Source organism: Labilithrix luteola, assembly GCF_001263205.1.
Classification (GTDB): Bacteria; Myxococcota_A; Polyangia; order Polyangiales; family Polyangiaceae; genus Labilithrix; species Labilithrix luteola.
On sequence record NZ_CP012333.1, the window covers coordinates 9,870,699 to 9,897,250 of the forward strand.

The window sequence follows — 26,552 nt, forward strand, 5'->3', positions numbered from 1 at the left end:
TGGGTCCGGTCGCGCTCAACGGCAAAAGCCCGGGATTGTGGGGGAATGCCGTTCTCCTACAACGTCGGAGCAGCGGAATTCCTGCGGCGGTGGCGTTCGACTTGGTTAGGATCGCTTACCCCGCGTGACCCAAGGCGAAACGAACGAAAGCTGGCGCCCACACCTCGTCCGCGGCGTCCCCATCTGGCAGCTCACAGTCGAGCTGAACACTCCCGACCTGTTCGCCGGGCGTTTGCTCGTGCCCTCCGTAGCGGAACACGACGGCGAGGACGTCACCGGCTGGGACCTCGAAGGGCTCGTGCCCTTCGCCGAGGCGAAGGCAAAATGGCCCTCGGAGGTCCAGCTCGCCGCAGCCGATCTCCAGGTCGTCTTCGATCGCGTCGCCAAGGCTCTCCTCCAAGACAGCGGCCCGCTCGACGAGTTCCGCAGCGCCCTCACGATGCCGCCCATCGGCACCGCCGAGACCGCCAACTATTTCTACGCGCCATCCACGAAGAAGCTCTTCGTCCGTCATTGGGGCGCGACCCCGCCCGGCGACGAGAGCACCTTCACGCACGAAAGTTGGCGGAAGATCTTCCGCGACGTCGGTGCCGCGAGCCCGAGCGCGATGGCCATGGCCGCGGCGAAGGTCGACGCCCCCGCCGAACGCCGTCGCGAGAGCGATCCGGACGCCGCACGGGAAGCCGACGAAGCGCCGGAAAAACACGCGTCGGAGCCGCCCGGACCGAAGAAGCCGGCCAAGAAGCAAACCTGGTGGAGCCTTCCCCTCGGCCTGCTCTTGGTCATCGTCGCCGGGCTCGTCGGCCTGCTCTCGTTCCGAACGTTCCAGGAAGGGCCGGTGACGCCCACGCGTCCTGTCGTTCCCCCTGCCCTCGCCGCCCATGATGCCGGCACCGACGCGGCGACCACCGTCGAGGCCGTCGACGCTTCGACCGACGCCGCCGAGTCTGCCGACGCAAGCGTCGCCGACAGCGACGACGCTTCGACGAGCGACGCCTCGGCGGACGCGGCAGACGCCTCGACAGACGATGACGACGACGCGGACGCCAGCATCGCCACCAGCCACGCGGGCGCCGACGATCACAGCAAGGTGGTCGTCACCATCGGCCCCGCGGCCGGCGGCGCCGATCCCGAGGGTCCGAACACGAAGGCCGGCCCGCATCGCCGACACGATCAGCCCGAGGCGCGCACGTGGCGCGTGACGACCGGCGCCGATCGCGTCGCACGGACCGAGCAGCGCCCTCACCGCTTCGACGTCTGGCTCGCCACCGGCAAGTCGTTCGAAGGCGTGCGCGTCGAGTGGGAAGACGCCGCGGGCAAGTGGCACGTGCACTAACGAGCGAGCGAGTTCCCCTCCTTCACCGACGGCGTACCCTAGCGCCATGGATCGCTCGGTCTTCAAGCAGCACTTCGTCGAAGCCGCCGTCTCGGCGCGAGACTTCGCACGTCGGTTCGTCGAAGAGTCGCTGCCCGATGCGATGCGCTTTCACGTTCATCTAAACGCTTCGGCGCCCGCAGCTGCGTCACTTTTGGGCGCGCTTCGGAGAGGTGGAGGACCTCGCGTTCTCCGAGCTGCCGAGGCTCGACAACCTCGACACTCTCTCGCTCACGTTTCTCCCATTACGAATCGTGGGCATCGCAAGGCTCGCCGAGGCGGCAGCGAACCTGCGCGAGCTGACGCTAGGCTCGGAGCACCAGACCCGCTCGGCCGACGACGTAGCCTTCGACAAGCTCGAACGACTCACGCTCGAATTTCCGAGGTTGCCCTCCTGGGTGAGGATACCGAGATCGCTTCGCGGTATCGCGCTGCGCGTCGCGGAGACGACGGATGACGAGGTGAAGCGCGTCCTCGCTGCATGCCCGGAGGACCTCGAGGACGTCGGGCTCCGCAATACGCCCGTCTCGAACTCCATTCTCGGGGAGCTCGTGGGCCGACCTGCGATCAAGTATCTCGATGCGGTCGGCACGCAGATCACGAAGCCAGCGTTGGAGCAGTTCGCGCAGAAGAGGCCCGGATTCAGGTGCTCGCCGCGCCTCAAGCCATCCCCGGGTGACATTCTCATTCGATCGCGGCGAGCCAGCAGCCACGCCCGTTTCATCGCGCACACCTCGGGTTTCCACGATCTCGACCGAGCGATTCATTCGTTGCGCGCCATCCCCGCGGTCGTCAGGCCAATACGGCGATGGTCTCGTGCTCTCGAGGAGTTGACGATTGTCTCTCCCGTGAGTTCGAGGGTGAGGTCTGTGCGCGCTAACGACAGTCGGTTTCAACACGCGAACAACGACGTGGGCGGTAAGTGCACTGACCGCAACGCGCGGGTGCGTGTCACCCTTTCGACGCATGGCGGCGCTCGGAAAAGCGGCTACGTTGATCGAGAAGGCGCCGATGGTTCGTGGGAGCAGTAGCGGGGCGATGACGGAAAATTTGAGGCGTGAGACGCGGATCGACGCGAAGGTCCCCGTCGTCATCCATCGCGGACGCACCGCGGTCACCGTCGAGACGTCGGACATCAGTTTTCGCGGCCTCTTTGTCTGCACGGCGAGTCCACCGCCGCTCCGCTCGCTCGTGCGGCTCCGCATCTCGCTTCCGCAGCATGCGTTCGACGCGCATGCCATGGTCGTCCACGTCGTCGAGAGCGGTGAGCGCGAAGCCGGCATCGGGATGCAGTTCTGGGGTCTCGCCGGCCCCGACCGCAACGCGTGGGACGACTACGTTCGCAGCGTCGTCGCCACCAAACGGGCGAACCTGAAGAAGCTCGCCGCCGAAGGCCAGACGCCCTCGGGCGTCACCGAGCTTCCGCCCGTCGCGCTCCGCCACGCGAAGTAGGCACGGCTCGACGTCACTGCGCGCTCGGCGCGCGGCGGCGATAGACGGCGTAGGAGGCGCCTCGCGTACCGAATGGGATCTCGGCTTCGCGCGCGAAGCGAGAGGCGAAGAGATCGGAGCGAAGGAGACGCCATTCGACCGCACGCGTTTCGGAGTAGACCAGCACGGTATCGACACCGCGATCGAGGAGCATCGAGGTGTCGACGCGCTTCGAGGTGTGGCCTCCGGGGAGGACGGCAATCGCGGGGTCGGTCAGGCCCGCGAGGTCGACGATGCGCGCGTCGCTCGCGGCCGAGACCCAGCCGATGTCGAGCGCGGCAATCGTCTTGCAGTCCGCCAAGAGCGGCTTTGCGCGCTCGACGAGCTCGGCGCGATCACGGCCGACGTGACGGCCCGCCGGCGCGGCGTTCGTCGCGACCAGCACGCCTAGGACGATCGCAGCCAGCGCACGCGCTCCGTTCCACGCCGGCTTCGAGAGCGAGGAGAGATCGACGAAGGCGAGAACCAGCGACGGCGCGACGGGAACGACGAGACGCGCGTACGGCATCCAATCGCCCCCCGCGAGCGACACCGCCACGAGGTGCACCACGAAGGCCGCCACGAGAACGCGCGCAATCGGGGCTCCGCGACGAAGCGCGAGCGGCGCGATCACGAGAAGCGGCGTGAGGAGCACGAGGGCCGCGGCCGCCGCGTATGTCACGCCATGCGAGAGATCGCTCGGCTTGGCAAGCACCGAGAGCGGCACCGGACGCCCGAAGAAGATCAGCCGAAGAGCGACGCACAGGGCGAACGGAGCAATCGAGAGGCCGAAGGCGATGGCTGCCGACTTCCAGCGAGCTTCGAGCACGGCCACGCCGAGGGCCAGCGTCGCCGACCACATCACGAGCTCGGGCCGGAGCGAGGCCGCCAATCCGGCGAGCAACGAGGTAGCGACGAGACGACGTCGTGATGCCGTCACAGCCGCCAGCGTGGCGAGGGCCGTCGCGAGACCGGTCTCCATGCCGCTCGCCGCGTAGGCGCCGACCGGGAAGGCCAGGCCGAGGACGACGAGGCCCACCGCGGCCGCGGCGATGCGTGTTCGATCGCCCTTCGCGAGATCGGCCGCACCAAGCCCAAGCGCTCCGCCCGCCAGCGCCACGCCGAGAGCGCCCAGCCACTTGGCTCGCGCGAGTGCGTCGAGCGCGGTGCCCCCGCTCAGGGGCGCGAGAAGGAAGGCCCAAGGCAAGGGGGTGACCCCGTCGGTGGAGGGTCCGGAGGGGTCGAATCGGTAGCCGAGCCCCTCCCGGAGGTGGCGCGCGTAGCGGATCGGGATGAGCGCGTCGTCGACGGTGAAGTTTCGCATCACGAGCGCAGGCACGACCACCGCCAAAACGCCAAGAACCATGAGAACGAGTCTCACGAGAGGCCGTGTTTTCAGGGCGTTCGTCACGATGGGGCGCCTGCGAAGCAGCTCGAAGGCCGCCGGTACCAGTGGCCGCGCACGTTGTCCACTCTCTTACCGTAAGTGCCGAAAAGTACGCCATCCCCCCCTGTCATTTCTAGGATTCGAACGCCCATCTCAATGCGTAGCTTCGAGATCTTCGTCGAACCCGAGCCCTCCACCCGAACCGCTGCCGCGGAGACGCAACGTCGCGGCACCCAGCCCATCTCGGCCGCCCCGATCTCGGGACGTCGAGCCAAAGTGAACGAGGTCCTCGACCTGTTCATCCACGGCGCGAACGTCACCGCACGCGTTGCCGAACGCCATGCCTCGTGCGTCCTCCGCGATCTCGCGTGGGCGCTCTCCGACCTCATCCGCACGTCGCGCGGCAAGCGCATCGTCCGATTCTACGACGACGCGTGGGAGCTCTGCGTCGAACGCCTGGGTGATGCCGCGACGCTGAGCGTCTACCGCGGCGGCGCCGATCCCACGGTGCTCGTCTACGACCGCCGCGTCGTGTTCGACGAGATGTGCGAAAGCGTGATCGATGCGCTCGCGTCGACCCTCTCGCGCAAGGACGTCGGCGGCCTCGTTGCGCCCGAGCTCGAAGAGGTGCGCCGCATCCTCGAGACGGCCCGCGCGAATGCGGAGCCTGTTTTCGAGGAGGTTCCCGAGCCCCAGGCCGTCGCCGTCGACATCGATCGCGATGCGCCCATCTCGTTCGCGGCCGACTTCGTCATGCGCCCCGGCCCCGAGACGGACCCGCTCGAGCCGAGCGTCGAGCGCGCCGATTTGCATGCCCTCCTCGTTCGCGGTCGCATGCGCGCCGAGATCCGTGGTCGTACGGTCGACCTCGGCGAGGCATATCCCTTCCTCTTCGCCGAAGGCGCCCTCGATCTCGCCAAGCGCGCCGTCGACGCCTGGCAGCGTGGCCAGCCCTTTTTCGCTCGCGCTTCGGCCGGCGGCGTGATGGTGGGCCTCCGCGCCCCCGCCGCCGACGTTCCGCCCGCCTCCCTCACGCTCAGCCACGAGCGCCTCACCTCGACGTTCCCCGAGCTCTCGCTCTTCGACGTCGTCGAGTCCGCCTTGGCCTTCGGTCGCGCGCTCGTCCGCGCCCTCCTTCGTCGTGATCGCTCGCAGGGCGGCAACCTCCGCCTCGCCGCCTTCCGCCGTGACCTCCGGACGCTTGGTGATGCACTTCGTGAAGTGCGCCGCACCGACATTCGCATCAACCCCTCCCCCGAGTCGTACCGCGCATTCGCCGCTCAGGCCCGCCCCAAGGCGCGACCCGAGAGCAACATGGCGAGCACGCGTCTCCGCTACCAGCAGCGCTGGCGCGCCCTCGTGCCGGGCATCGATCTCCGCTCGACGTTCCTCTGCGGCGATCGCCTCGTCATCGGCGCGGCCCTCGAAACCTTCTGCCTCGATCGCTCGACCGGCGAGCTCATCTGGCGACAGAACACGAACCGCGCGGTCAGCGTGGTCACGCCCGCCGGCGTCGCCCGCATCGCCCCCGATGGCGCGATCGCCCTGCACGACTTCGGCTCGGGCGAAGTCACGCTCCGCACCTGGATTGCTCCGCGCATCACCGGCCCCTGCGCCGGCGCGGTGGTCAACACGGCGGGCCTGCCGAAGCTCCTCATCGTGACCGAGGGCGAAAAGCACCTCGTCGCCCTCGATCTGACGAGCGGCGAAGCCCGCTGGCGCTACGCCTGGGGCCGCGCAGGAGCCTTGCGCCTCAAGCGCGTCGGCAAGCTGCTCTACGTCGCCTCGGGCGACAGCGCCCTCACCGCCGTCGACGTCCAGACCGGCGCCGTCGTCTGGCGCGTTCGCGATCGCCTCCGTTTCCGCAGCGCCCCCACCGTCGATCACGACGCGCTCTTCGCCGTCGCCGGCGGCGCAGGCAGCGCGGCCAGCGTGCACGCCATCGACCCCTACTCGGGCAACATCAGCTGGACGAGCTCGCTCCCGACCTCGCCCTGCACGGTCGAGGGCCCTGCCCTCCTCTCCTCGGCGTCGGTCGCCGTGGCCGTCCGCGATCGCCGCGGTCTCCGCCTCTCGGCCTTCGATCGCGAGACCGGCAAGCCGCTCTTCCACACCGATCCCATCGCGCCCGTCGGCACCTCGTGGCTCGCGGTCGACGACCTCCTCGTCGGCAACACGCCCAACGGCGACGTGCTCGGCATCGACGGCCGCCGCGGAACCGTCCGCTGGCGCCACTCCCTCGGCCGCAGCCTCGACTCGGACGTCCCGCGCAAGCTCGAGCCCATCCTCCGCTCCGGCGCGCTCTTCGTCCCGCACACCGACGTCCAGGTCTTCCGTCCGAGCGACGGCGCCCATCTCGGCACCGTGGGCCCGTGCGACGCCATCCCGGACCTCCTCCGCGTCGACGAACGTTGCGACGTCTACGCCGCCGAAGAAAGCGGCCACATGGTCGCCTTCGGCGCCGGCCCCCGCCTCTCCCTGGTCCGCTGATTCAGCTCCGCCATGCTCGAGCGCCCGCCTCGCGATCCGCTCGAGCACGGCTCGGTTTCGAAGTGCTGCCGCATCGCATCAATCGTTGCAACGGCCCCACCGACTGCGCCGGCCAGTAGCAACGAACTTCGCCTACGCGACGCGGCGAGTGCTCTTGAATTCGGCAACTCTGGCGAAGAGCGAGCTGGCAACCATGTCTGGGAACGCGGCGCACGACGGAACAACGGATCTCGCTAGCCTCACAGCGCACCCACTTCCGAAAGCGAAGGGAGCTCGCGATGGAAGGGGAGTGCTCGGGGGGCGTGTTTGGCGAGCGACAGGGCGCCGGTAGCCGGTCGTGTGCCGATCGCCGGCGGCAGTCGCGCGCAGCGCGACCCGTGGGAGCGCCCGCGGAGCGATGATCTCTTCGCGTAACGACGTCGGCGCCCGCGAGCCAAACACGCGCCCCCCGAGCGCGCCCCGGCAAGAAAGAGCGACTCTCCGAAGCGACCCACTGGGGACCGGTTGAAAACCGAGGACCGGTTGGAGACCGAGGGCCGGTTGGAGACCGTGCTCCCAATCTCGAGCGATGCCCCCAACGCCTCTGGTGCTCAGCGATCGCCACCTCGAGCTCCGACAGGAGAGCCGCGACCTCAGGCTGCCGTTCACGCAGAAACTTCGCTTCTTTCAGCGGTCACGTAGAGGCAAACTCAACGGGCGTCTGATCACCGCGCCAGACGTCGTCGAAGCTCGAGAACGGCGCGGGTTGCAAGAATGGGCATCCTCGGCGAGAGTCCTCGCCATGTGGACGTTGGCTCGAGCGGCGCGGTGGATGACGAGCGTCCTCGTCGTCTTCGGTGCGACCTTCGGCACGTCCTGCCGTAGCGAGGGCACCGCCCCGCCGTCGGCACCGATCCCCGATCCCACCGTGGGCGTCGCGAGCGCGCAGGCGTCGCCCCTGGGTGCGCCGTCATCGGCCGTGGTGCCAGCGCCTCCCGGCTGCGGAAAGCCCGCCAAGAGCGGCGCTTCGACGTTGCACGTCAAGGCGGCCGGCAGAGAGCGCTCGTACACGCTCGTCGTCCCGAACGGCTACTCGGCGAACACGCCCTACCCGGTCGTCTTTGCGCTTCACGGCAGCGGAGGCACGGGCGCGGGAGCACGCGGCCAGTTCGGCGAGCTCGAACGTGCGGCCGATGGGCGTGCCGTGTTCATCTATCCCGACGCCATCCGCGGCTCGTGGGATTTGAACGATCCGGCCGAATCGAATACCGACGTCGCGCTCTTCGACGCGATTCTGCTCGCTACGCACAACTCGCTCTGCGTCGATCCCAAGCGCACGTTCGTCACCGGCTTCAGCAACGGCGCGTACATGGCTAATCAGCTCGGCTGCCGGCGGGGCGAGCGGATTCGCGGTATCGTCAGCCACGCGGGCGGCGGGCCCTACGAGATGAAGGGCACCTTCGATTCGACGGGCCATCTCGTCTGCACCGGCAAGGCCGTCGCCGCGCTCGTCGTGCACGGCAGCTCCGATGGCACGGTCGCCCCCGGCGAAGGCCAGAAGAGCATCGACCACTGGACCTACGCGAATCGCTGCGGCGAAGGCACCTCGCCTGCCCTCACGCAGCCGTGCGTTACGGTGAATGGCTGCTTTCAGCCGGTCGGATACTGCAAGGTCCCAAACCTCGGCCACGCTGTCTGGAAAGACGGCGGCCGGGTGACGTGGAGCTTCTTCGAAGCTCTGAAGTAGAGTGCGAAGGCTCTAGGGCAGAACGAGGATCTCGACCGACGCGAAGGCCCCCGTCGGCTCGGTGGCCGTGGTCGATAGGCGCGTCGCAGCGACGCCTTCCTTGTCACGTGCTGCAGCCGCGATGGCCTTCGCAGCCTTGTCGCCGCCCTTCGCGCTGACGCGGAAGGCTGCTCGCTCGAAGACGTTCGCGAGGAAGCCGATTTCGGCGGCCACGCTGTCAGCATCGGCCGAAGAATCGGCGCGGTACGCGAGAATCGGCGTCGCCTTGGCCGGCGCGGGAGCGAACGTGGCGCCCGCGGTGGCGTCGGCCGCGGGGGCTTCGACCTTGGGCGGCGCAGGGGCGATGGCGAGGACGACGCGCGGATCGATGGGAAGCCCTTCCGGCGCCGCCGCTGCGGTGAGACCGCCGCCGCGAAGAAGCTGCCAGGTGTGCTGCGTGAGCTTCGAGAGCGATGCGCTCGGACGCGCCGACGGACCGATCCACAGCTGCTGATCGGAGAGCTTTGCCGGCTCGATCTGCCCGAGACGCTCGAGGAGCGCGATCGCTTCCGGCGCGCCGCCTACCCCCGCCGCGAGCGGGAGGCCGTCCTTGTTGGCTAGGCGTCGAGCGACGCCCGAGGCGTCTTTTCCAGCGCGATCGAGGCCCTCGAACCAGGCGCGCGCGAGCTCACGCAGTCGGCCCTCGTCGCTGTCGATGAGCGACCTGGGCGCGACGGCGACGATAGGAACGAAGCGTGAGGCGTCGGCCGTCGAGAACACGAGCTTGCGATCGTCGGCAGCGCCTTTGACGACGGCCGCATACGACGCCGCCTTCGCCTCGGGCGATCCCGGCATGATGAAGCGCACGCGTGCGGACGCGACACCGAGCGTATCGAGGGCGAAGAGGCCGAGCGCCGTCGCCGAATCGCTGCCCATCGCGCGAGCCCCTGGGTCGGTCATCGAGGGACCGAGCGCGACGAGCTTCACTTCGTCGGCCGCAGGCGGCGCCTTGAGGAGCGCTCCCGGCGCAGCGTGCATCTCCTCGCGACCGCGGGAGAACCCCACCACCATGAACGCGCGCGGATCGAGCGCACGCAGGCGTTCGTACGAGACGATGAACGACGGCAGCGGGACGATGGCAACGTCGGCCCCTGTGGGATCCGCGCCACCACGCGCGAGACGCGCCTCGATCGCATCGAGCGAGGTCTCGGGGGCGAGCTCGAACGTCGGCGCGGCACCAGCATCCGGCGTAGCCATCGCCGCACCGGCGGCCACGAGCTCCCAGCCGAGCGAGGCGATGCGAAGCGGGCGGAGCACGGACTTCGGAGCAGGCGCCGCGTCGGGCGCGCTCGCGTCTTTGGCGGCGACTCCGGCCTCGGGCGCGCTCGCGTCTTTGGCATCGGCTCCGGCGTCGGCGGCCGACGCAACCGGCGGCGGAACGATCTCCGCGGGAGCATCGTGCGGGCTGCGCGAACGCGTCACGAGCAGGAACACGAGTCCCAGCGACATGACCGCGATGACGAAGAAGGTCAGATACCCGCGCATCTCAGATTCCCATCATTTCGAAGGCGCCGCGTTGGGGGCCGACGAGGCGCCCGAAGCCGACCCAGAAGCCGAAGCCGAGGCGGCGGCGTCGGGTGCACCACCATCTTTTTCCTCGGGGAACACGGGCGCGACGCCCGCGATGAAGTACGTGGCTCGCGCCATCGACCGCGAGCCGGAGCGCGCGAAACGGTCGCCCTCGCGCGTGAGCATGCCCTTCAGCATCGAGTCGGCCGAGACGAACATGAGCGCCATGCCGAGGAGCACGATCGCAAAGACGTCGACCACGAGGGACATGCCCCCGGCGAAGCGCTTCAGCACCCGGTCAGCCAGGAACGCCGGCACGCCGATGACGAGGACGACGGCCACGACGAGACGCACCCAGACGTTGTCGGTCAACAGGCCCCCGACGGACATCGCCCCGACGAACGCCACGAAGCCACCGAAAAGGAGCCCCAGCGCTCGCACGACGAGCATGAGGCGCGCCATTTGCTCCGTCGGCGCACGGCCTTTCGGAGTGATCTTGGCGCCCCCGGAAGCCGATTTCTTGGGCAGTAAATCGCTCTCTTTGGCCAAAGCGGGGTCCAAGGGACTCGAAAGGCGCCCCCGCGTCAAGGGCGCGAGACGAAGGGGGCCCGCCCGAGGTACGCTGAGCTGGGATGGATGGGGGCGACGGCGGCAAGGCCGTGGATCCGCGCGTGCACTCGCGGCATTCACAGCATTCACACGAGCCAGGCAGCGCGGACTCGCGCGCGCTCGGTCGACTGGGCTACGCGCAAGAGCTCGTTCGCCGCATGGGCGGCTTTTCGAGCTTCGCCGTCAGCTTCTCGATCATCAGCGTCCTCACAGGCTGCATCACCGCTTACTCCGATGCGATCGGCCCGGGTGGCCCTGCGGCACTGGGCATCGGCTGGCCGCTGGTGAGCGTGGGCACGATGCTCGTCGCGCTCGCCATGGCCGAGCTGGCGAGCGCCTTCCCGACGGCCGGCGCTCTTTATCACTGGTCGGCGCTGCTCGGCGGACCGGGTTGGGGCTGGCTCACGGCGTCGATGAACTTGGTCGGGCAAATCGCGATCGTCGCGGCCATCGATTTCGGCTGCGCAAGCGAGCTGGCGGCCACGCTGGGCCTCTCGTCGACGGCGTCGTTCTGGCTCCTCGCCGCAATTCTGACGAGCCATGCCGTGGTGAACGCCGCGAGCGTGCGCATCGTTGCCTGGCTGAACGACTTCTCGGCGACGGTGCACATTCTCGGCGTGGTGTTGATCGTCGGCGCGCTGCTGCTGTTCGGTCGTGCGCAGCCCCTGCCCTTTCTTTTCGAGACCGGTTTCACGACGCGCGCGGATGGCAGCCTGGGCCTCGGCTTTCTGAACGGGCTCGTGCTCAGCATGTTCACGTTCACCGGCTACGACGCCTCGGCGCACCTCGCCGAAGAAACGCACGATCCGGCGAGGCGCACGCCGTGGGGAATTCTGACGAGCGTGGGGGTGAGCGCGGTCGCGGGTTATTTGCTATTGACGAGCATCACGCTGGCAATTCGTGATTTGCCCGCCATTGCCAGCGACAAGCACGCCGCGCTCTTGGTAATGCGTTCGGCGTTGGGCGACGGCTTCGGTCGCCTGGCGATGGGCCTGGCGCTCGCGGCAATGTGGTTCTGCGGCCTCTCGAGCGTCACGAGTGCTTCGCGCACGCTCTACGCCTTCTCGCGCGACAAGGGACTCCCCGGTTCACGCTTTGTCTCGCGCGTGAATCCGGTGGCGCGCACCCCGATCGTGGCCATTGGCGTGGCGACGGTGGGACCGCTCTTGTTGGTTTTGGGAACGGCGCCATTTTCGGATTCGCTTTTCGACGCCATGGCCAAGATGGCAACGATGGGCCTCTACGTGAGCTACGCGGTCCCAATCCTCTTGGGCGCGGTCGCACGGCATCGGAGGCAATGGCTCACACGAGGTCCGTTCTCGCTCGGCCGCTTCGGCTTGCCAGTGGCCTGGGCCGCCGTCACATGGGGCGGCATCGTGCTGATCGTCTGCAGCCTGCCACCGAATCAGCTTCCAGCAGGCATGCTCGCCTTTGCGCTCCTCGTCTTGGCGACGATCTACTTCACCTTCGTCCGCCACCGCTTCGAAGGTCCGAAGGTGAAGCTCGCGACCCTCGAAGCAGAACGCCACGGCGACACGCGCGAGTGACGTATTCAGCGGCGCGGCGGAGGTGCGGGGGCGAAGCGAGGGTCGGCGGGGAAAGGGCTTGCGGTGTCGCGGAGACGAACTTCGCGCTCGGGGACGAAGGAGTCGCCGCGTTCGCCGAAGAAGGCGACGCCGATGACGCCGACGTTGCGGGCGCTACCGGTACGGGCGGCGTAGGAGTCGGCGACCGAGGCGAAGCGGAAGGCGGCGACGGAGCTCGTGCTCTGACGGAAGCCATCGATTTCGAGGGTGGCGAAGGGCATGAGAACGTAGCCGCGGTTGTCGAAGGTGCCCGTGCGGCCGTTGATGACATCGAGGCCGTCGACGGTCGCGACCGCTTCGAAGCGATGGCCCGTGTGGTTCTCGAGAACGATCGAATAGCGCTCGCCGGCCTGGCCGATGACGAACGTGCGACCGCCCACGTGGATGGCATCGAGCGGATCACCCGCGGCGTTTCGAATCGACACCGTCACCGCCCCCTCGCCTGCGTCGATGCCGCGTCGTGAGTCCTCGGCGGCGTGCTTGGCGGCGAGAGCCTCGACCCCGCGCCGATCGTTGTAGTTGAGCATCGCCACCGCGAAGGGACGGCTCGAGTCACGAACGAAACTCACGTCGTGCACGCGTGACGTACGACTCTCACCGTATTCCGTGCCGAGCCCCGGCCGCGATTCGGGTGCGGGCTCGCGCTGGGCACGCTGCGCGCGCGGCGAGGCCGAGGATGAATCGGCGGATGTCCCCGCGCTGAAGTCACTCGGTGGCGCCGCGCTCGGATAGGCACCAGGCTCCGCCTGCGCGGGAGACGCACTCTTTGCGTCCGCGCCGCCGACGCCTTCCACGCGGGCCGGCGACGACGATTCGGCCTCGACCGGCGTCGTCGGAGAAGCCTTCATGGCTCCGCCCCCACACCCCGCGAGAAACAGAACCAAGCAGACGAAGATCCAGAGCTTCTTGCCGACCATCACGCCCTCCGTGTCCGAAGAACGCAGCGCGAAGCCCTCGCCTTACAGGGCTCGAGCACAGAATCGACAAGCTCGAGAAACTCCGGAAAAACCCGACCGTCGGTGGGCCAGGGCGGTCAACGCACTTGGCCATTCTCGAAGGCAAGCTCGTCGCGGAATCCGAGCCTTCGGGAGCTCGGCGTCACCTCGAGGTCATCCGCTTCCTCGACAGCGACGGAGTCGCTAGCGCGCGCGCCGACGTCGATTCGCATCGACGGCTCGACGCGCGGCGCTCCACGTCGACGTTTGCCCATGGGCCAGCGTGCGAGGACGAGCGGCGCGACGAGCAGCGCACCTGCCCCGTAAGCCAGGATGCGTGTCACCGGGTAGTACGGCATCGCCGTGGAGTACGCGACGAGGCCGAGCGAAACGGCCACGCCGAGCAGCACGCCCCACGCCCGCATCCGCAGCACGGCGAATCCGGCGGCAAACTCCATGGCGGCGATCGCGCCGAACGCTGCGAGAGGCCATGGCGACATGCGGTAGGCCGCGCCGATGGCAAGGTGCGCGGTGGCGAATGCCGTCGCCACCGTGGCCGTGGCACCAGAGAGGAGGAGTCCTCGATAGGCCACCGGCTCGAAGTCACGAGCAACGCGTCCTCGTGACACCCACGGTCCGCTCGTCAGATAGCCTGCGGCCGCGAGAGCGACGAGGGCGATAACACTTCCCGGTGGAAGCTGCCGGTGCACGAAGATCGAGAGCCCGCTGACGAACAGACGCGGAACGAGGACCGAAAGCGCCGCGCCGCGTGCGAGCACCGCCGAGGTGAGGCTCCTCCGAACAAGCGACAGAGCGCCTGCCCCCGCGACGGCGAGTCCGACGACAGCCGTCGGCCAATCCGGACGAATCGGGTGGCCATGTGTCGTCGCCAGCGCGAGCCCGGTCATCGCAAGACCGGTTGCGCCCGTGAGCACGGCCGAGGCCGTGTGAAAGCGCGCTATCGTCGATTCCTTCATTGGCATGCGCAATCAGCAATGCGCATACCAATCATGTTCCTTCGAATTCACCGAGCAACGCGGCCGCCGCTCGCCGCCCGATCAAGACAACCTGGCAAAGCCGCGCTTCGTCGCGGTCACGATGACAATGCGTGCCGCGCTTCAGAATCGAACGCGCGCGTATGGCGCTTCCGAATTCGAGGGATCGTATTCGATGTACGAGCGCTCCGACGCGACGTCGAGGAAGTAGAGCTTCGCCTCACCAGGCATCACGCTGCTCGGGGCGAACGTCGACCGTGCGACGGTGAACGAGCGGTCACGAAACTCGACGACGCCGGCCTCGTTCGCCGCGAGAAAGACGCGGTCGCCGAGGAGCGCAACACCTTCGAACGAATATTCTTCGTTCGCGGCGAGAATCTTCCAGCCTTTGGTCGAGCGGCGAAGCAGTCGTCCTTGCTGCGTGCAGACGAGGAGTCGACCGTCGCTCGTCGTGCAGCAACCCGTGAAGTCGTCGCCGCGCGTTCCCTTCAAGCGCGCAATGGCTCTCCATGCGTGGCCATCGAAGTGGCTCAGCGTGGCGCCTTCCCCCACCGCGTAGACGTCGTTCGGTCCCGTTCCCGCGAACGCCGAGATCTCCCGGCGCGCCGTGTAGACCTGGCGCCAAACCTTGCCATTCCAGTGATAGACATGCCCGCCCACGGCGCCAACGAAGACGTCCGCGTCGCTCGTTCCCCAAAGTGGTCCGACGGTCGGCGCATGCCCCTCGTCGCGGAGATCGGGCAGCGTGGTGACGGTCCAGGGCGCGTCCGCGTCGCCCGAGTCGAAGTCCAGATCCGTCTGCGTGGCCTTCGCCCACTCGACATTGGCAGTCGTGTAGACGTTGCCGGCTTCGCTCGCCGTCCAGAGCGCGCCGCTCGGGGAGCACCACATCGAACGGAGCGAGTCGTTCGTGCTGAGCACGCCCTCGAGCGCGGTCTGTCGCGCGCCGTCGGTGTGGTAAATCTGGCCGAAGCCGCTGACGCCGCGACCGTCCTCGTAGTCGACGAACAGCAGATAGACCCCTTGCGTCCCATCACGAAGGGCCGGCGCGGGGACGACGCTCACGATCTCGCTGATGCGGACGCTCATGCGCCGCCGAATCTACGAGGGCACGAGCCACGATCCTAGAGAGATTGAGGCAGCGACGAACTCAGCCGCCCCGTTTGCCGTCGAATGCCTTCTTCATCGCGGCGAGTCCCTGCTCGATCATCGCCGCAATCCGCGGCGCCGCTTCGCTGGGCAGCAAGTCGGCGATCCACACGCCGCGCGTTCCCTTGCCCTCGGGAAAGACCTGGAACGAGGCGTTGTGGTGGCTCAGCGTTCCGCCAGTGGCCGACCAAGCGACGCGCCGTCTCTCTTCGTCGATGTCGACGAGGAGCTCACGCACGACAGCGCCATTGCCGAACGTCACGATGCGCGCCCCCTCCTCGAGCCGCGTGCCTACGACGAAGCCGGGTACGAGCTGCGCGAGCGCGCCGAAGTCACGGAGCACGGCCCAGAGCTGCTCCGGCGAGCAATCGATGACCACTTCGCGATGAATGGAGGCCATGGCTTCCTTTCTCGTCGAGCTGAAGCACTCGGACGCGCCCGCAACTTAAGCCCGCGCAAGACGGTCAGCACCTCATCATGTCCTCTTCGCGTGCGGCGGCGGCTGGGCCGCGCCGTCGGCCGTGTTCCTCGATTGCACGAGCTCGCCTGCCGACCAAGGCAGACGTAGGAAGCCCACGTCGCCGCGCGCGAGTCAGCGCAAGACGGCGAGCACGCTCTTCATGTGCGGATCACGGCCGAGGGGCGGCGGAAAGTCGGAGCCGTCGGGCATGTCTTTGAGCTGCAGGAGCTCGCGCCCTGCCGCGCGCACGCCCGCCAGCACGAAGCGCCGGAACTTCGTACGCGTGAGGCCGCGATGGTTGCAGCATGCAAGAATCTTCCCGCCGGGGCCGACCACCTTGGCCGCGAGTGTGACGAGCTCGTCGTAGTCGCTCTCCGCCACGAACCGGCGCTTCTTGGTCGACGAGTAGCTCGGTGGATCGAGCACGAGGAGGTCGAACGACTCGGCCTTGCGACGATTGCCGGGGCCCTCCTTCCCGCCGCCGCCCATACGCGCGAGCCACGCAAAGCAGTCTTCCGCCACGAACGTGTGAGCCCCCGCGTTGTTCCCGCCGAGCTCGATGCCGGCCGCCGCGAAGTTCTCGCGCCCGCGCTCGAGCGCCGTGACCGACGCGTCGACACTAACCGTTCGCGACGCGCCGCCGAGCGCAGCCGCCACGCTGAACGCGCACGTGTACGAGAAGAGATTGGCCACGCGCGCCGATTCGGAAATCCCACGCACGAAGCGACGATTCGAACGCTGATCGAGGAAGACGCCCGTCGATAGACCGTCGCCGAGGCGCACGCGAACGGGCATGCCTTCTTCGAGGACGTCGAACGCTTCGGGCGCCGCTTGGCCACGAACGGGCGTCGAGGGCGCCAGTTCATCGCGACGCGTATCGACGAGCACGTTGGCCTGCTTGGGACGCATCTTGAGGTAGACGCCGTCGAAGCCGAGCGCGTCGAGCCGATCGAGCACGCGCTCGCGTCGAGCCGCGTCGTCCCAGACGTCACCCGCATAGAGCTGAGCCACGAGGTGCTCGCCGTAGACATCGACCGCAAGGCCCGGCAGCGCATCGCCCTCTTCGTTGACCAGCCGAAACGCCGTGGTCCGGCGCTCCTCGGGATCCCGCTCGGCGCTGCGCCCAAGGCCCCATCGTCGTTCGACCGCCAGAGCGAGCGCCGCATCGAGCGCCGCCACGTCGTCGTAGACACGTGCGCCGAGATCGCCGTTCTTGAGCCAAAACTCGAGCGGCCCAGTATGCGGATCTCGGATCGACAGACGCTTGCCGGTCTTCGGATGCGCGAGCGAGATCTGCGCGGCGTGCAACATGAGCCGCGGAGCACGCGGGCCGCCATAGAGCGGATCGCCGGCAATCGGCGCCCCAGCGTGAGCGAGCTGCACGCGCGCCTGATGCATGCGCCCTGTCTCGAGGATCAGATCGAGAAGCGCCCGCTCTTCCTTTTGCGTCCGCACCCGCACGTGCGTGACGGCGCGCTGCCCACCGGAAGGACGCCCCTTCGGTGCCCGCACCCCACGCGGCGGCGCCTTCTGCCTGGGCACCACCTCCATGAGCCCGTCTTCACCACGCCGAAGCTCGTCGGAGAGCGTGGTCTCACGCGAGCGGCCGGACCACCCTTGCACGGCTGCAAGGTAGCGCTTCTCGACGTCACGCCCTTCGAACTGCTTGGCGAGCGAAGCATTGGCCTCCGGCCGCTTCGCGAAGACGACCACGCCGCTCGTGTCCCGGTCGAGCCGCTGGTGGACGCCTAGGTACGGCTCTTTGGCCCGTCCATCGCGCTCGGCCAAGAACGCCCGCACGCGCATGACGAGGTCGTCCGGCCGCTCGGGCTGCGCCGACTGGCTCGGCACGCCCGCGGGTTTGTGAACGGCAAGAAGGTCGTCATCCTCGAAGAGAACCCATTCCTGCTTGAAAAACGGCCAAACCCGCGCGCGCTCCATGATCGGCGGCGAAACCTAGTCGCCTTCGCCCTCCAGCACCAGGCCACGCTCGATTCCCCTCCTCGGACGCTGGTTGTCGAGCAACCGCGCACGCTCACCGCGCCGCTCGCCGTCATCTTCTTGGTTCACATGTGAACCAAAAACGAAGCGCTGGCGGCGTTGCCACATGGCCTCCGCGTGATAGCTCTACGGCAAGGGAGGTATGTCCGTGGGCAAGACGACGCTTCGGGAACCGAAACCGTACGTTTGGATCTTCCGACTCGGTAAGTCTGCGAGGGTCGGCAAGAAACGCGTGCCATCGGCGTTCGCAGACTTGTGCTGCTACTTGTACCGAGACGAACACGAAGAGCACAAAGAGGAGCTCTCCTCCATCGAGGAACCCGAAGTCTCGGAGCGCGATACGGAGGTCACGTTCGCGGCGATCAACGAGTTCGCGGACCGCTGTGATTTGCGCCGAGAGCTCTACGCCGACGCGGAAATCGAAGAAGAAGGCGAGCACGCGCAGAACTTCGGGTTCCACGCCGGCGCAAGTTACGAGGAGGCCAAGGCGGCACTCGAGGAGGGCGGATTCACCGTCGCCGAGATGTTCGATGCCCTCACCGTTCCGCCCGTGAAGCGGAGTGCGGCCGAAGCACTCGGCGACTCGCTCGCAGCCCTCGAGAGGCACCTCGATTTGACCTCGCTCGATCTCGTCCTCGAGCGCATCGCCGCGAGTGGCGTGCTGACGTGGCACGCCCTGTCCGCTCATGGCGTCGTGTCCGACGCGCTCGCAAGCAAAGCATCGAGCGAGTTCTCCGCGCACGTCCACGACGCGGTTCCGGGCTGGCATCCCGAGCTACGCGACACGCTGATCCTGATCGCCGGCCGGCTCGCGAACAACGAAGGAACGGTGGCGCTTCGTCGCTTCTTCGAAGGTCTACCGGCCCCGAAGGATGGGCGCGTGAAGGAGCAACTCGACGCGTGGAGCCTCGAAGCTCCGAAGGGAGCGAAGCTCGCGCCGAAGTCGAAAGCGACTCCAGCAAAGAAGGCGACGAAAGCCTCGAGCAGCGCAACGTCGAAGAAGGCACCTGCCGGCATCGACTCCAAAATCGCGGCGATTCGAGCGGCTGCGGAGAAAGCCGGTGTCACGCTGCCTCGCGGCGCCCCGAAGTCGGTCATCGCCGAGGTCGAAGCCGTGCTCGGCGTCGCCTTGCCCGACGAGGTGCGCGCCTTCTACCTCGCGCACGACGGCGGCCCACCGAACGAGCCTGCGTGCGGCGGCCGCGAGCTCATTTCCTTGGCCGGAATGGTCTCGCAATGGAAGCACTGGAAACGGGCCTTCGACGACGGCGCGTTCGAAGACGACGACGTCGAGGCTGACGAAGGCGTGCAGGAGGCGTGGTGGATTCCGGGCTGGATCCCCATCACCTACGACTTTGGTGGCAACCACGACATGCTCGACCTGGCTCCGGCCCAAGGCGGCAGGCGCGGACAGATCGTCTCGGTATGGCACGACGATCCGAGCCGCACCGTCAACCATGACGACTTCCTCAGCTGGCTCGCCGACCAGGAGTGGACCAGCGGCTGACCGCTGGTTCCCCGTTCCAACAATCAGGCGGGCTCGATACCGATCTCGGCGAGCGACGGATTCGAGTCCTTCTCGCGGTCGAGGCGTTCGAGGCCGCGCTTGTGCAGGACCAGCGTGGCGAGTTCTTCGTGGCGTTCGCCGCCGACGCAGACTTCGACTTTGATCGGAACGCGGTAGCAGCGCGGGGCGTCGATGAAGCGCACCTTACGGCTCGCGCCGTCGAGGACGGGGACGGGCTTCAGCGCGTCGTCGAGGCGCGCGAACATCGGCGAGAGGTCGTACCGGAAGACGTGCTTCACGCGGCGAACGCCCGAGGCGAGAAGCTGGCGGTGGCTCTCGACCGTGCCCTTGTGCTCGTAGGTGAGAACGGAGATCGGCACGGTGGCGCCGGCCTCCGGGTTCAAGGGATCCGGCAGCGAGGTCGAGCACTGGCCGAAGGATTCACGGGCGCTGACGATGACGTCGCGGCCGGGGATGCGGCGTGCGGGGGCGCGATAACGCGTGATGCGCTGAGCGCCCCAGAACTGGTGAACGCGCGTGGTCATCCACTGCCGACCGATTTCCTTCATGCGGTCTTTGGTGGCGTAGATGAGGCCGGCGAACAGAGCGAGGGTGATGAGGCCCGAGCTCACCGTCTCGGCCGGTCGCGCGCGCGTCGAAAGAGCGAGCTGCCAGGCGAAGGCCCAGGTCGACGCGAGGACGGCGACGAAGCCGGCAATCCAGTGGTAGGCGCGCTCGGCGACGTGGAAGGTCTCGCGCTCGAGGAAGAGGACTTCCTGGAAGTGCTTCTTGAGGCGGCTCGAACGCTCCAAGTAACGCTCGAGCGCGACGGGCGACGACGGATCGGCGTTGCCGAAGCCTCGCTCCGCGCGGTAGGCAACCTCCGCCGCGAGCACCTCGGCGAGGCGGTCCTCCACGGCCGCGAACACGGGCGAGAGGCGAGCGATGTGAGCCGACTTCGACTCGACGAGGTTCGAGAGCGCGCGTTCCGCACCGGCGAGCGCCTCGAGGAGGCGAACGCTGATGTACTCGTCGACGAGGGCGCGCTCGGTGGCGAGCTCGCATTTGTCCGTCTCGGCCGGGCGAGCCATCCGCTCGCGAGCTTCCTGCGCGATGCGAAGTGCGGCTTCGATCCAGATCGTCAGCGCGTCTTCGAGCTCGCTGTGCGCGGCCGTGGCGAAGAGCGAACCGGCAAGCCGGCAGTGACGAGCAAAGCCATCGGACGCGCGTGCGAGCTGACTCGCCATCGCGAGCGCGCCGCGACGAAGGGCGTCGATCGTGACGACGTCGCCGTGGGCGGCGATGGCTGGACCATCGAGGCGCGTGTACGCCTGCATCTGATCCCAAGGCACGTGACGAACGAAAGCGCTCTGCGGGATCTGGATCTCGACGCGGAGCGAGTAATCGACGGTGCCGGACGCGGGGAGCGGGATCGAAACGCTCCACTCGAGGCGCGACGCATCATGGACCCCGACGCGAACCTGACCAGCCTGGTCGGCGGCTGCCTGCTGGGCAGTAACGTAATGTTCGGTCAGTTCTGCAATCGCCATCGATAATTCACACGTTCGTCACAAACACCATTCTCCCACCTTTGAGCCATAAACGCCTGACCAGCAAGCGGAATGTTGGAAATTTTCAAGAGGGATTGCCGCAGGCTCGGGCGAGGTGCCGTCACTGGTTCGCCATGACCAGAACCTCGCCCGCCTCGCCCGCGTTGGCCGCTCAGGAACGAACGGGCACTGCGCCGCGTTACATCGAGAGGCCGCCGTCGACGTCGATCACGCGGGCATCGAAGTAATCGCACTCGAGGACGAACTTCACCGCCACCCAGATGTCCTCGGGGACGCCGATACGGCCGACCGGGATCGCCGCCACGAGGGCGTCGCGGGCCTTCTGGTTCATGCCCTGGGTCATCGGCGTCTCGATCATGCCGGGGGCGACGCCGCCGACGCGAATGCCGAAGGGCGCGAATTCCTTGGCCCAGGTGACCGTGTTGGCCGCGAGGGCCGCCTTCGCCGCCGTGTAGTTCGACTGTCCGCGGTTGCCGTGACGAGCGATGCTCGAGATGTTCACGATGACGCCGGGACGCTGGTTGGTCTCGACCATCTTCGCGACGACGTCGCGGGTGAGCATGGTCGCGCCGGTGAGGTTGACGCCGATGACCGCGTCCCACTGCTCCTTGGTGAGCGTCTTGACCGCCCCGGTTTCCTTGTCCTTCTTGACGAGGAGGCCGTCGCGCAGGATGCCGGCGTTGTTCACGAGGGCGTTCAGGCCCCCCATCGCGCCGTGGGCCCAGCTCACGAAGGAGGCGACGTCGGCCTCGTCGGCCACGTTGAGCCGGCGCGCGTGAACTTTGCCCTTGAACGACTTGGCCGCCTCGACGGTCTCGGCGAGACCGACCTCGTTGACGTCACCGACGGCCACCTGGGCGCCGGCCTCGGCGAGGCGGAGAGCGAAGTGACGGCCCATTCCCTGGGCGCCACCGGAAATGATGATCTTGAGGTCTTCGAGCTTCATGACGCGGGACTGTAACCGAGGGCCCACGCACGAGCGACAGGCAAGCCCTACCAGTGGATCCAGCCAAGCTCCGTGGCAGCCACGAGGGCGATGGCTACCGCCGCGACTTCAAGGGCGAACTTCGCGCTTCGCTTCAGGAGCCGGTAGCTCACAACCACGAGGATGGCGGCGACGAACAAGGCCGGTAGCCCCGTATGGACGGAGAGCCACCGGAGGGCGAGCTTCGTCCAGGTCCCTATCACCCCCCAGGCGGCCGCGTGCCGAACCGCTTCGAGGGTCTTCGGCAGCGCGCGTGCCGCGTCGAACACCACGGGACGATGGTCGTCGGGAGCCCGGACAACGGGCAAGTTTGTCTGCCGAACGAACGACGGCGCCTACAGCGCAACTCAGTTGCGCTGATTGGACAGTCAAACGGAGTTCGCGACAGACTTGCGCAAAGGACCGTGGATTTCGGGGCCCTCGCCCATCGTGGGCCCCGAAATCCACGGTCCACGCAAGGGGTCGCCGCAGTAGGGAACTCTCCAGGCGGATTGCCAAAGCTCGAGCTTGGCGCCAAAGACGGCGCTTCAAGCGACCAGAATCAGGCGAAATCCCGGGTCTCCCACAGGTGGCGAAAGGACTACGCACCTGCCCTGCCTTTGCGCGCCGTCGAAGATGTTGCCTGTGAACGCACGGCACACTAGCGGCGAGCTCAAAGAAGAGCCATAAGGCCACGAGATGACGACGCACGTGACGCCTCAGCCGAGCGATTCGCTCGAGGCGCCCGCGGCTGCGCAGGCGACCGTTGCGGGAGGGGCAACGCCTGCCCTTCGTTCGCGAACGCGCGCGGCGTGGATCGGTCTCGTCGGCGTCGGCCTCGTGGCCGTGCTCGTGTTCTGGGTGTTCGAGGCGCTCCCCTTCCAGGACCTTCCGGCCCACGCAGGACTCATCGCGCTGCGGCACCGATTTTCGCAGTCGGCCTTCGAGCAGCACTTCTTCGTCCTCGCTCCGCACATCGGGCCGTACTCGCTCTTCCGCTTCCTCGGCGAAGGCTTCGTGCGGGTCATCGGGCCCGTCGGTGCGGTGCGCGCGCTCGCCACGTTGCCTGTCATCGCCACGCCGCTCGCGCTGCTGTTCGCGCGCCGTCGCCTGTACGACGATCGGTCGCCGTCGTATGGCTTCATCGGCCTCGCCCTCTCGTTCGGCCTGATGACGCTGCTCGGCTTCGCGAGCTACCTGCTCGGCGTGAGCGTCATGCTCGTCGGTCTCACGCTCTGGCTCGAGCTGATGGTCGCCACCGACGACGAGGCGCCCGATCGGACGCGTCGCGAGCTCATCGTCGCCGCGTTCGCGCCGCTCATGTTCGTCGCGCACGGACATGCCTTCGTGCTTTTCCTCCTCTGCGCGGGCGTCTCGACCATCGCGACGGGCAATCGCTTCGCGCGCATCCTCCGCATCCGTGCGCTCGTGCCCGCCCTCGCCCTCGCCGGTTGGGTCGCCTGGCTCGAACGAGGCGCCACGACGCCGCCGGGTTCGCTGCCCGTGGTCCCCCCGCTCGTCCCGCTTTTCCAGACGCCGGCGGAGAAGCTCGGGCTCCTCGTCACCCCCACGCTCATGACGCGCACGGGGATCGACTTCATCATCGCGGTGGTCGTGTGGTTCTTCGCGGTCGCGTGCACCGTGCTCACCGTGCGCTCGATTCGCTCGGGCGACGGTGTGAAGGTCGCCGCCGAGGTGCGCCACAGCCGAGCCCTCTATGCCTCGGCCCTCGCGCTCGGCCTCGTCTTCCTCGCGCTGCCCCACGCGATCGGGTGGTTCGGCTTCGTCGACGGACGCCTCGTACCGATGGTGCTCTACCTCGCGCTCCTCGGCATCCGGAGAAGCGTCCTTCCGCCGTCGTTCTTGCGCGCGCTCGACACCGGCGCCCCGGTCGTGGCGGCCACGATCGCGGTGCTCGCGATGGTTGCATCCTACAGGTTCCAGGCGGAGGCCGCCGGTTACCAGCAGGTGCTCGGGCGCCTTCCGGTCAACGCGCGGGTCTTGAACCTGCCGGTCGATCCCAACAGCGACGTCTTCACGGCGCACCCCTTCGTCCACTACGACAAGCTCGCTCTGGCCGACCGCCCACTCGTGGTGAGTGACATCTGGTTCCACCAGGGCTCGGCGCTGTATCCCACGCCCGACAATCCGGCGGTGCGGCTCCCGGCGAGCTACAGCGAGAGCGACCTCAAGGGCATCGACTGGCCCGCGTACCAGCTTTCCGACTGGGACTTCGTGCTGATGCGCACGAAGCCGTCGGCTCCCCAACCCACCATTCCCTCGGCGTTCGTCTTGGAAGAGCACCGTGGTGGTTGGTGGCTCTTCCGGCACACGGCCGCCGCGCACTCGAACCCCGCCGGTGACGCTCACGGGTTGCCGTAGCTCGAACCGCGCACTACAGAGGGCGCGCTCCACTCCAGGAATCAGAACGCATGCGTCTCGTAGTTTTCGGTGCAGGGTATGTCGGTCTTGTTACGGGAACGGGCCTGAGCGATCTCGGTCACGAGGTTCTCCTCTACGACATCGATCCCGATCGTATTGCCAAGCTCAACGACGGACGCGTGCCGATCTACGAGCCCGGCCTCGGCGACCTCATTCACCGTAACCAGCGTGGCGGCCGCCTCCACTTCGCCACCGAGATCCCCGCCTCCTTCGCCGACGCCGACGCGTACTTCATCGCCGTCGGCACGCCCCCCGGCCCTGACGGAGCCGCTGATCTCTCGGCCGTCATGGCCGTCGCGGACACGATCGCGAAGGTCGCCACGCGCAAGGCCGTCGTGGTCGTGAAGAGCACGGTTCCCGTCGGCACGTGCGACGCCGTCCAGGCGCGCCTCGCGGGCGCCAAGGTCTCCCTCGAGGTCGTCTCGAATCCCGAGTTCCTCAAGGAAGGCGACGCCGTCTCGGACTTCTTCAAGCCCGATCGCGTCGTCGTCGGCGCCCGTTCGGACGAAGCGCGCCAGATGCTCCGCGAGCTCTACGCTCCGCTGCAGCTCTCCGGCGAGCGGCTCGTCATGACCGACCCGCGTTCGAGCGAGCTCATCAAGTACGCGTCGAACACGATGCTCGCGATCCGCATCTCGTTCATGAACGAGCTCTCGCGTCTCTGCCACGCGACGGGCGCGGACATCCACGCCGTTCGCCTCGGCGTCGGCACCGACTCGCGTATCGGCAAGAAGTTCCTCTACGCCGGCCCCGGGTACGGTGGCTCGTGCTTCCCCAAGGACGTGCAGGCGCTCGCCGCGCTCGGTCGCGAAAACGGCGTCCAGCTCAAGGTTGCCGAGGCCGCTCATCAGGCGAACGAGGACCAGGCCGTCTTCCTCGCGCAGCTCGTCGACAAGGCGCTCGAGGGCGTCATGGGCAAGCAGATCACGCTCTGGGGTCTCGCGTTCAAGCCCGAGACCGACGACGTGCGCGAGTCGCCCGCGGTCAAGCTCGCCTCGGCGCTCATCGAGCGCGGCGCCACGGTGATCGGCCACGATCCTGAGGCCGGCCCGAACTTCACGAAGGTCTTCGGCTCGAAGGTCGCCGTGAAGGAGCGCGATTACGACGCGCTCGACGGCTCGCACGCTCTCATCCTCCTCACCGAGTGGCGTAGCTACCGCGCGCCGAACTTCGCCGAGATCAAGCGACGCCTCAAGGCTTCGGCCGACGGCATGCCGCCGGTCCTCGTCGACGCCCGCAACATCTGGCGTCCGAGCGAGGTGCAGCGCGCGGGGCTTCGCTACCAGGGGATCGGCGTCTCCCTTCATCGAGCGGCGGACCGCCCCTCGCAAGTGCTGGTCTAGGCCATGCCTGCTTCGGAGCGCGACGCTCGCCTATGGCTCGTCACCGGCGGCCTCGGTTTCATCGGTCACCATCTGTGCCGTGCGCTGCTCTCCCGCGGCGACTCGGTGCGCGTCGTCGACGACTACAGCGATGCGCCCTACCCCACGGTGCTCAAGATGCGAAACGAGGAGGAGCTCCGTCGCGAGTTCCCGTCGTTCGAAGTCGTTCGTGGCTGCGTCACCGACCGTGAGCTCGCACCGCGTCTTCTCGAAGGCACGTACGGCGTCCTGCACCTCGCAGGGCTCGCCGGTGTTCGTCCCTCGTTTGCCGATCCCGCGCGCTACGCGCGTGTGAACACAGAAGGCACGGCCACCCTCCTCGACGCCGCGCAGCGCCAAGGCCTCGAGCTCTTCGTGCTCGCCTCGAGCTCGTCGGTCTACGGCAATGCCACGCCGCTCCCGGCCCGCGAAGAGGCCCCCGCCATCGTCCCCGAGTCGCCGTACGCGGCGAGCAAGCGCAGTGCGGAGCTCGTGGCCTCGGCGATGCTGCGCAAGACGCCGTCGATGCGCTGCCCGTCGCTGCGCTTCTTCACCGTCTACGGTCCGCGCCAGCGTCCGGAGATGGCCATCACCAGCTTCCTCCGCGCCATCCTCGCCGGCAAGCCCATCACGGTCTTCGGCGACGGCACCATGCGCCGCGACTTCACGCACGTCGAAGACATCGTGCGCGGCGTGCTTGCGGCCGCGGAGAAGGCTCCCGCTGGTTTCCGCCCGTACAACCTCGGCTCCGGCGCGCCGGTCACGCTGACCGAGCTGGTCGAAGCGATGGGCAAGGCCGCATCGCGAACGCCCACAGTCGTGCACGCCCCGGTTCCCCTCGGCGACGTCGACGCAACCTTCGCCGACATCTCGCGCGCACGCGAAGAGCTCGGTTGGTCGCCTCGCCTCACGCTCACCGAGGGGCTCGCCACCGTGGTGCGCTGGCTCGAGAGCGAACGCACCAGCACGTGAGAGG

Annotated in this window: 20 protein-coding genes; 9 read left to right on the forward strand and 11 right to left on the reverse strand. The window is 67.9% G+C overall.

The window, feature by feature from the left end:
- Window positions 1–124 precede the first annotated feature (124 nt).
- Both AKJ09_RS42675 and AKJ09_RS42680 read left to right on the forward strand, forming a co-directional pair.
- The gene (locus AKJ09_RS42675; protein ID WP_146653590.1) at window positions 125–1,336 is read left to right on the forward strand and encodes a hypothetical protein; all 1,212 of its coding nucleotides are present in this window, start codon (window positions 125–127) and stop codon (window positions 1,334–1,336) included.
- A gap of 987 nt (window positions 1,337–2,323) precedes the next feature.
- Window positions 2,324–2,827: a PilZ domain-containing protein gene (locus AKJ09_RS42680; RefSeq protein WP_146653591.1), complete on the forward strand. Its 504-nt coding sequence runs from the start codon at window positions 2,324–2,326 to the stop codon at window positions 2,825–2,827.
- Between the two features lie 13 nt (window positions 2,828–2,840).
- On the opposite strand, the gene AKJ09_RS42685 is transcribed toward AKJ09_RS42680, so the two are convergent.
- Window positions 2,841–4,211: a hypothetical protein gene (locus AKJ09_RS42685; protein WP_146653592.1), complete on the reverse strand. Its 1,371-nt coding sequence runs from the start codon at window positions 4,209–4,211 to the stop codon at window positions 2,841–2,843.
- A 177-nt stretch (window positions 4,212–4,388) separates the two neighbouring features.
- Here AKJ09_RS42685 and AKJ09_RS42690 point away from each other — a divergent pair, with 177 nt between their 5' ends.
- On the forward strand, window positions 4,389–6,722 hold the full coding sequence (locus tag AKJ09_RS42690; protein ID WP_146653593.1) for an outer membrane protein assembly factor BamB family protein: 2,334 nt from the start codon (window positions 4,389–4,391) through the stop codon (window positions 6,720–6,722).
- Window positions 6,723–7,503: 781 nt separating this feature from the next.
- Window positions 7,504–8,448: a CE1 family esterase gene (locus AKJ09_RS42695; RefSeq protein WP_169928321.1), complete on the forward strand. Its 945-nt coding sequence runs from the start codon at window positions 7,504–7,506 to the stop codon at window positions 8,446–8,448.
- Between the two features lie 12 nt (window positions 8,449–8,460).
- Here AKJ09_RS42695 and AKJ09_RS42700 read toward each other — a convergent pair whose 3' ends face one another.
- Together AKJ09_RS42700 and AKJ09_RS42705 are read right to left on the reverse strand one after the other, a co-directional pair.
- Window positions 8,461–9,972, reverse strand: coding sequence for a hypothetical protein (locus tag AKJ09_RS42700; RefSeq protein WP_146653595.1), 1,512 nt, complete (start codon window positions 9,970–9,972; stop codon window positions 8,461–8,463).
- A 12-nt stretch (window positions 9,973–9,984) separates the two neighbouring features.
- Window positions 9,985–10,458 (reverse strand): hypothetical protein, encoded by a 474-nt coding sequence (locus tag AKJ09_RS42705; protein ID WP_146653596.1) that lies wholly within the window; start codon window positions 10,456–10,458, stop codon window positions 9,985–9,987.
- A 170-nt stretch (window positions 10,459–10,628) separates the two neighbouring features.
- On the opposite strand from AKJ09_RS42705, the gene AKJ09_RS42710 reads away from it, so the two are divergent.
- Complete coding sequence (locus tag AKJ09_RS42710; protein ID WP_240488815.1) at window positions 10,629–12,152, forward strand: amino acid permease; 1,524 nt, start codon at window positions 10,629–10,631, stop codon at window positions 12,150–12,152.
- A 5-nt stretch (window positions 12,153–12,157) separates the two neighbouring features.
- Here AKJ09_RS42710 and AKJ09_RS42715 read toward each other — a convergent pair whose 3' ends face one another.
- From AKJ09_RS42715 to AKJ09_RS42735, 5 genes are all read right to left on the reverse strand, one after another.
- Window positions 12,158–13,108 (reverse strand): hypothetical protein, encoded by a 951-nt coding sequence (locus AKJ09_RS42715; protein ID WP_146653597.1) that lies wholly within the window; start codon window positions 13,106–13,108, stop codon window positions 12,158–12,160.
- Window positions 13,109–13,224: 116 nt separating this feature from the next.
- Window positions 13,225–14,103 (reverse strand): hypothetical protein, encoded by an 879-nt coding sequence (locus AKJ09_RS42720; RefSeq protein ID WP_146653598.1) that lies wholly within the window; start codon window positions 14,101–14,103, stop codon window positions 13,225–13,227.
- A gap of 141 nt (window positions 14,104–14,244) precedes the next feature.
- Window positions 14,245–15,210 (reverse strand): beta propeller repeat protein, encoded by a 966-nt coding sequence (locus AKJ09_RS42725; protein WP_146653599.1) that lies wholly within the window; start codon window positions 15,208–15,210, stop codon window positions 14,245–14,247.
- A 61-nt stretch (window positions 15,211–15,271) separates the two neighbouring features.
- On the reverse strand, window positions 15,272–15,670 hold the full coding sequence (locus tag AKJ09_RS42730; protein ID WP_146653600.1) for an SRPBCC family protein: 399 nt from the start codon (window positions 15,668–15,670) through the stop codon (window positions 15,272–15,274).
- Between the two features lie 192 nt (window positions 15,671–15,862).
- A complete protein-coding gene (locus AKJ09_RS42735) occupies window positions 15,863–17,671 on the reverse strand; it encodes an RluA/RlmK domain-containing protein (protein ID WP_146653601.1) in 1,809 nt (602 codons plus the stop codon).
- A 208-nt stretch (window positions 17,672–17,879) separates the two neighbouring features.
- Here AKJ09_RS42735 and AKJ09_RS42740 point away from each other — a divergent pair, with 208 nt between their 5' ends.
- Window positions 17,880–19,238, forward strand: coding sequence for an SMI1/KNR4 family protein (locus AKJ09_RS42740; RefSeq protein ID WP_169928323.1), 1,359 nt, complete (start codon window positions 17,880–17,882; stop codon window positions 19,236–19,238).
- A 23-nt stretch (window positions 19,239–19,261) separates the two neighbouring features.
- Here the strand turns inward: AKJ09_RS42740 and AKJ09_RS42745 are convergent, their stop codons facing one another.
- From AKJ09_RS42745 to AKJ09_RS42755, 3 genes are all read right to left on the reverse strand, one after another.
- Window positions 19,262–20,788: a hypothetical protein gene (locus AKJ09_RS42745; RefSeq protein WP_146653603.1), complete on the reverse strand. Its 1,527-nt coding sequence runs from the start codon at window positions 20,786–20,788 to the stop codon at window positions 19,262–19,264.
- 199 nt (window positions 20,789–20,987) lie between these two features.
- The gene (locus tag AKJ09_RS42750; RefSeq protein WP_146653604.1) at window positions 20,988–21,755 is read right to left on the reverse strand and encodes an SDR family NAD(P)-dependent oxidoreductase; all 768 of its coding nucleotides are present in this window, start codon (window positions 21,753–21,755) and stop codon (window positions 20,988–20,990) included.
- Window positions 21,756–21,802: 47 nt separating this feature from the next.
- Window positions 21,803–22,066 carry a hypothetical protein gene (locus AKJ09_RS42755; protein WP_169928324.1) on the reverse strand — a complete coding sequence of 88 codons (264 nt, stop codon included), beginning with the start codon at window positions 22,064–22,066 and terminating at the stop codon, window positions 21,803–21,805.
- A gap of 406 nt (window positions 22,067–22,472) precedes the next feature.
- Between AKJ09_RS42755 and AKJ09_RS42760 the strand changes: the two genes are divergently transcribed.
- Genes AKJ09_RS42760 through AKJ09_RS42770 form a run of 3 tightly spaced genes read left to right on the forward strand, consistent with a single transcriptional unit; the run spans window position 22,473 to window position 26,548 of the window.
- The gene (locus AKJ09_RS42760; protein ID WP_146653606.1) at window positions 22,473–24,155 is read left to right on the forward strand and encodes a hypothetical protein; all 1,683 of its coding nucleotides are present in this window, start codon (window positions 22,473–22,475) and stop codon (window positions 24,153–24,155) included.
- 50 nt (window positions 24,156–24,205) lie between these two features.
- On the forward strand, window positions 24,206–25,558 hold the full coding sequence (locus tag AKJ09_RS42765; RefSeq protein WP_146653607.1) for a UDP-glucose dehydrogenase family protein: 1,353 nt from the start codon (window positions 24,206–24,208) through the stop codon (window positions 25,556–25,558).
- A 3-nt stretch (window positions 25,559–25,561) separates the two neighbouring features.
- On the forward strand, window positions 25,562–26,548 hold the full coding sequence (locus tag AKJ09_RS42770) for an NAD-dependent epimerase/dehydratase family protein (protein WP_146653608.1): 987 nt from the start codon (window positions 25,562–25,564) through the stop codon (window positions 26,546–26,548).
- The last annotated feature ends 4 nt before the right edge of the window (window positions 26,549–26,552 follow it).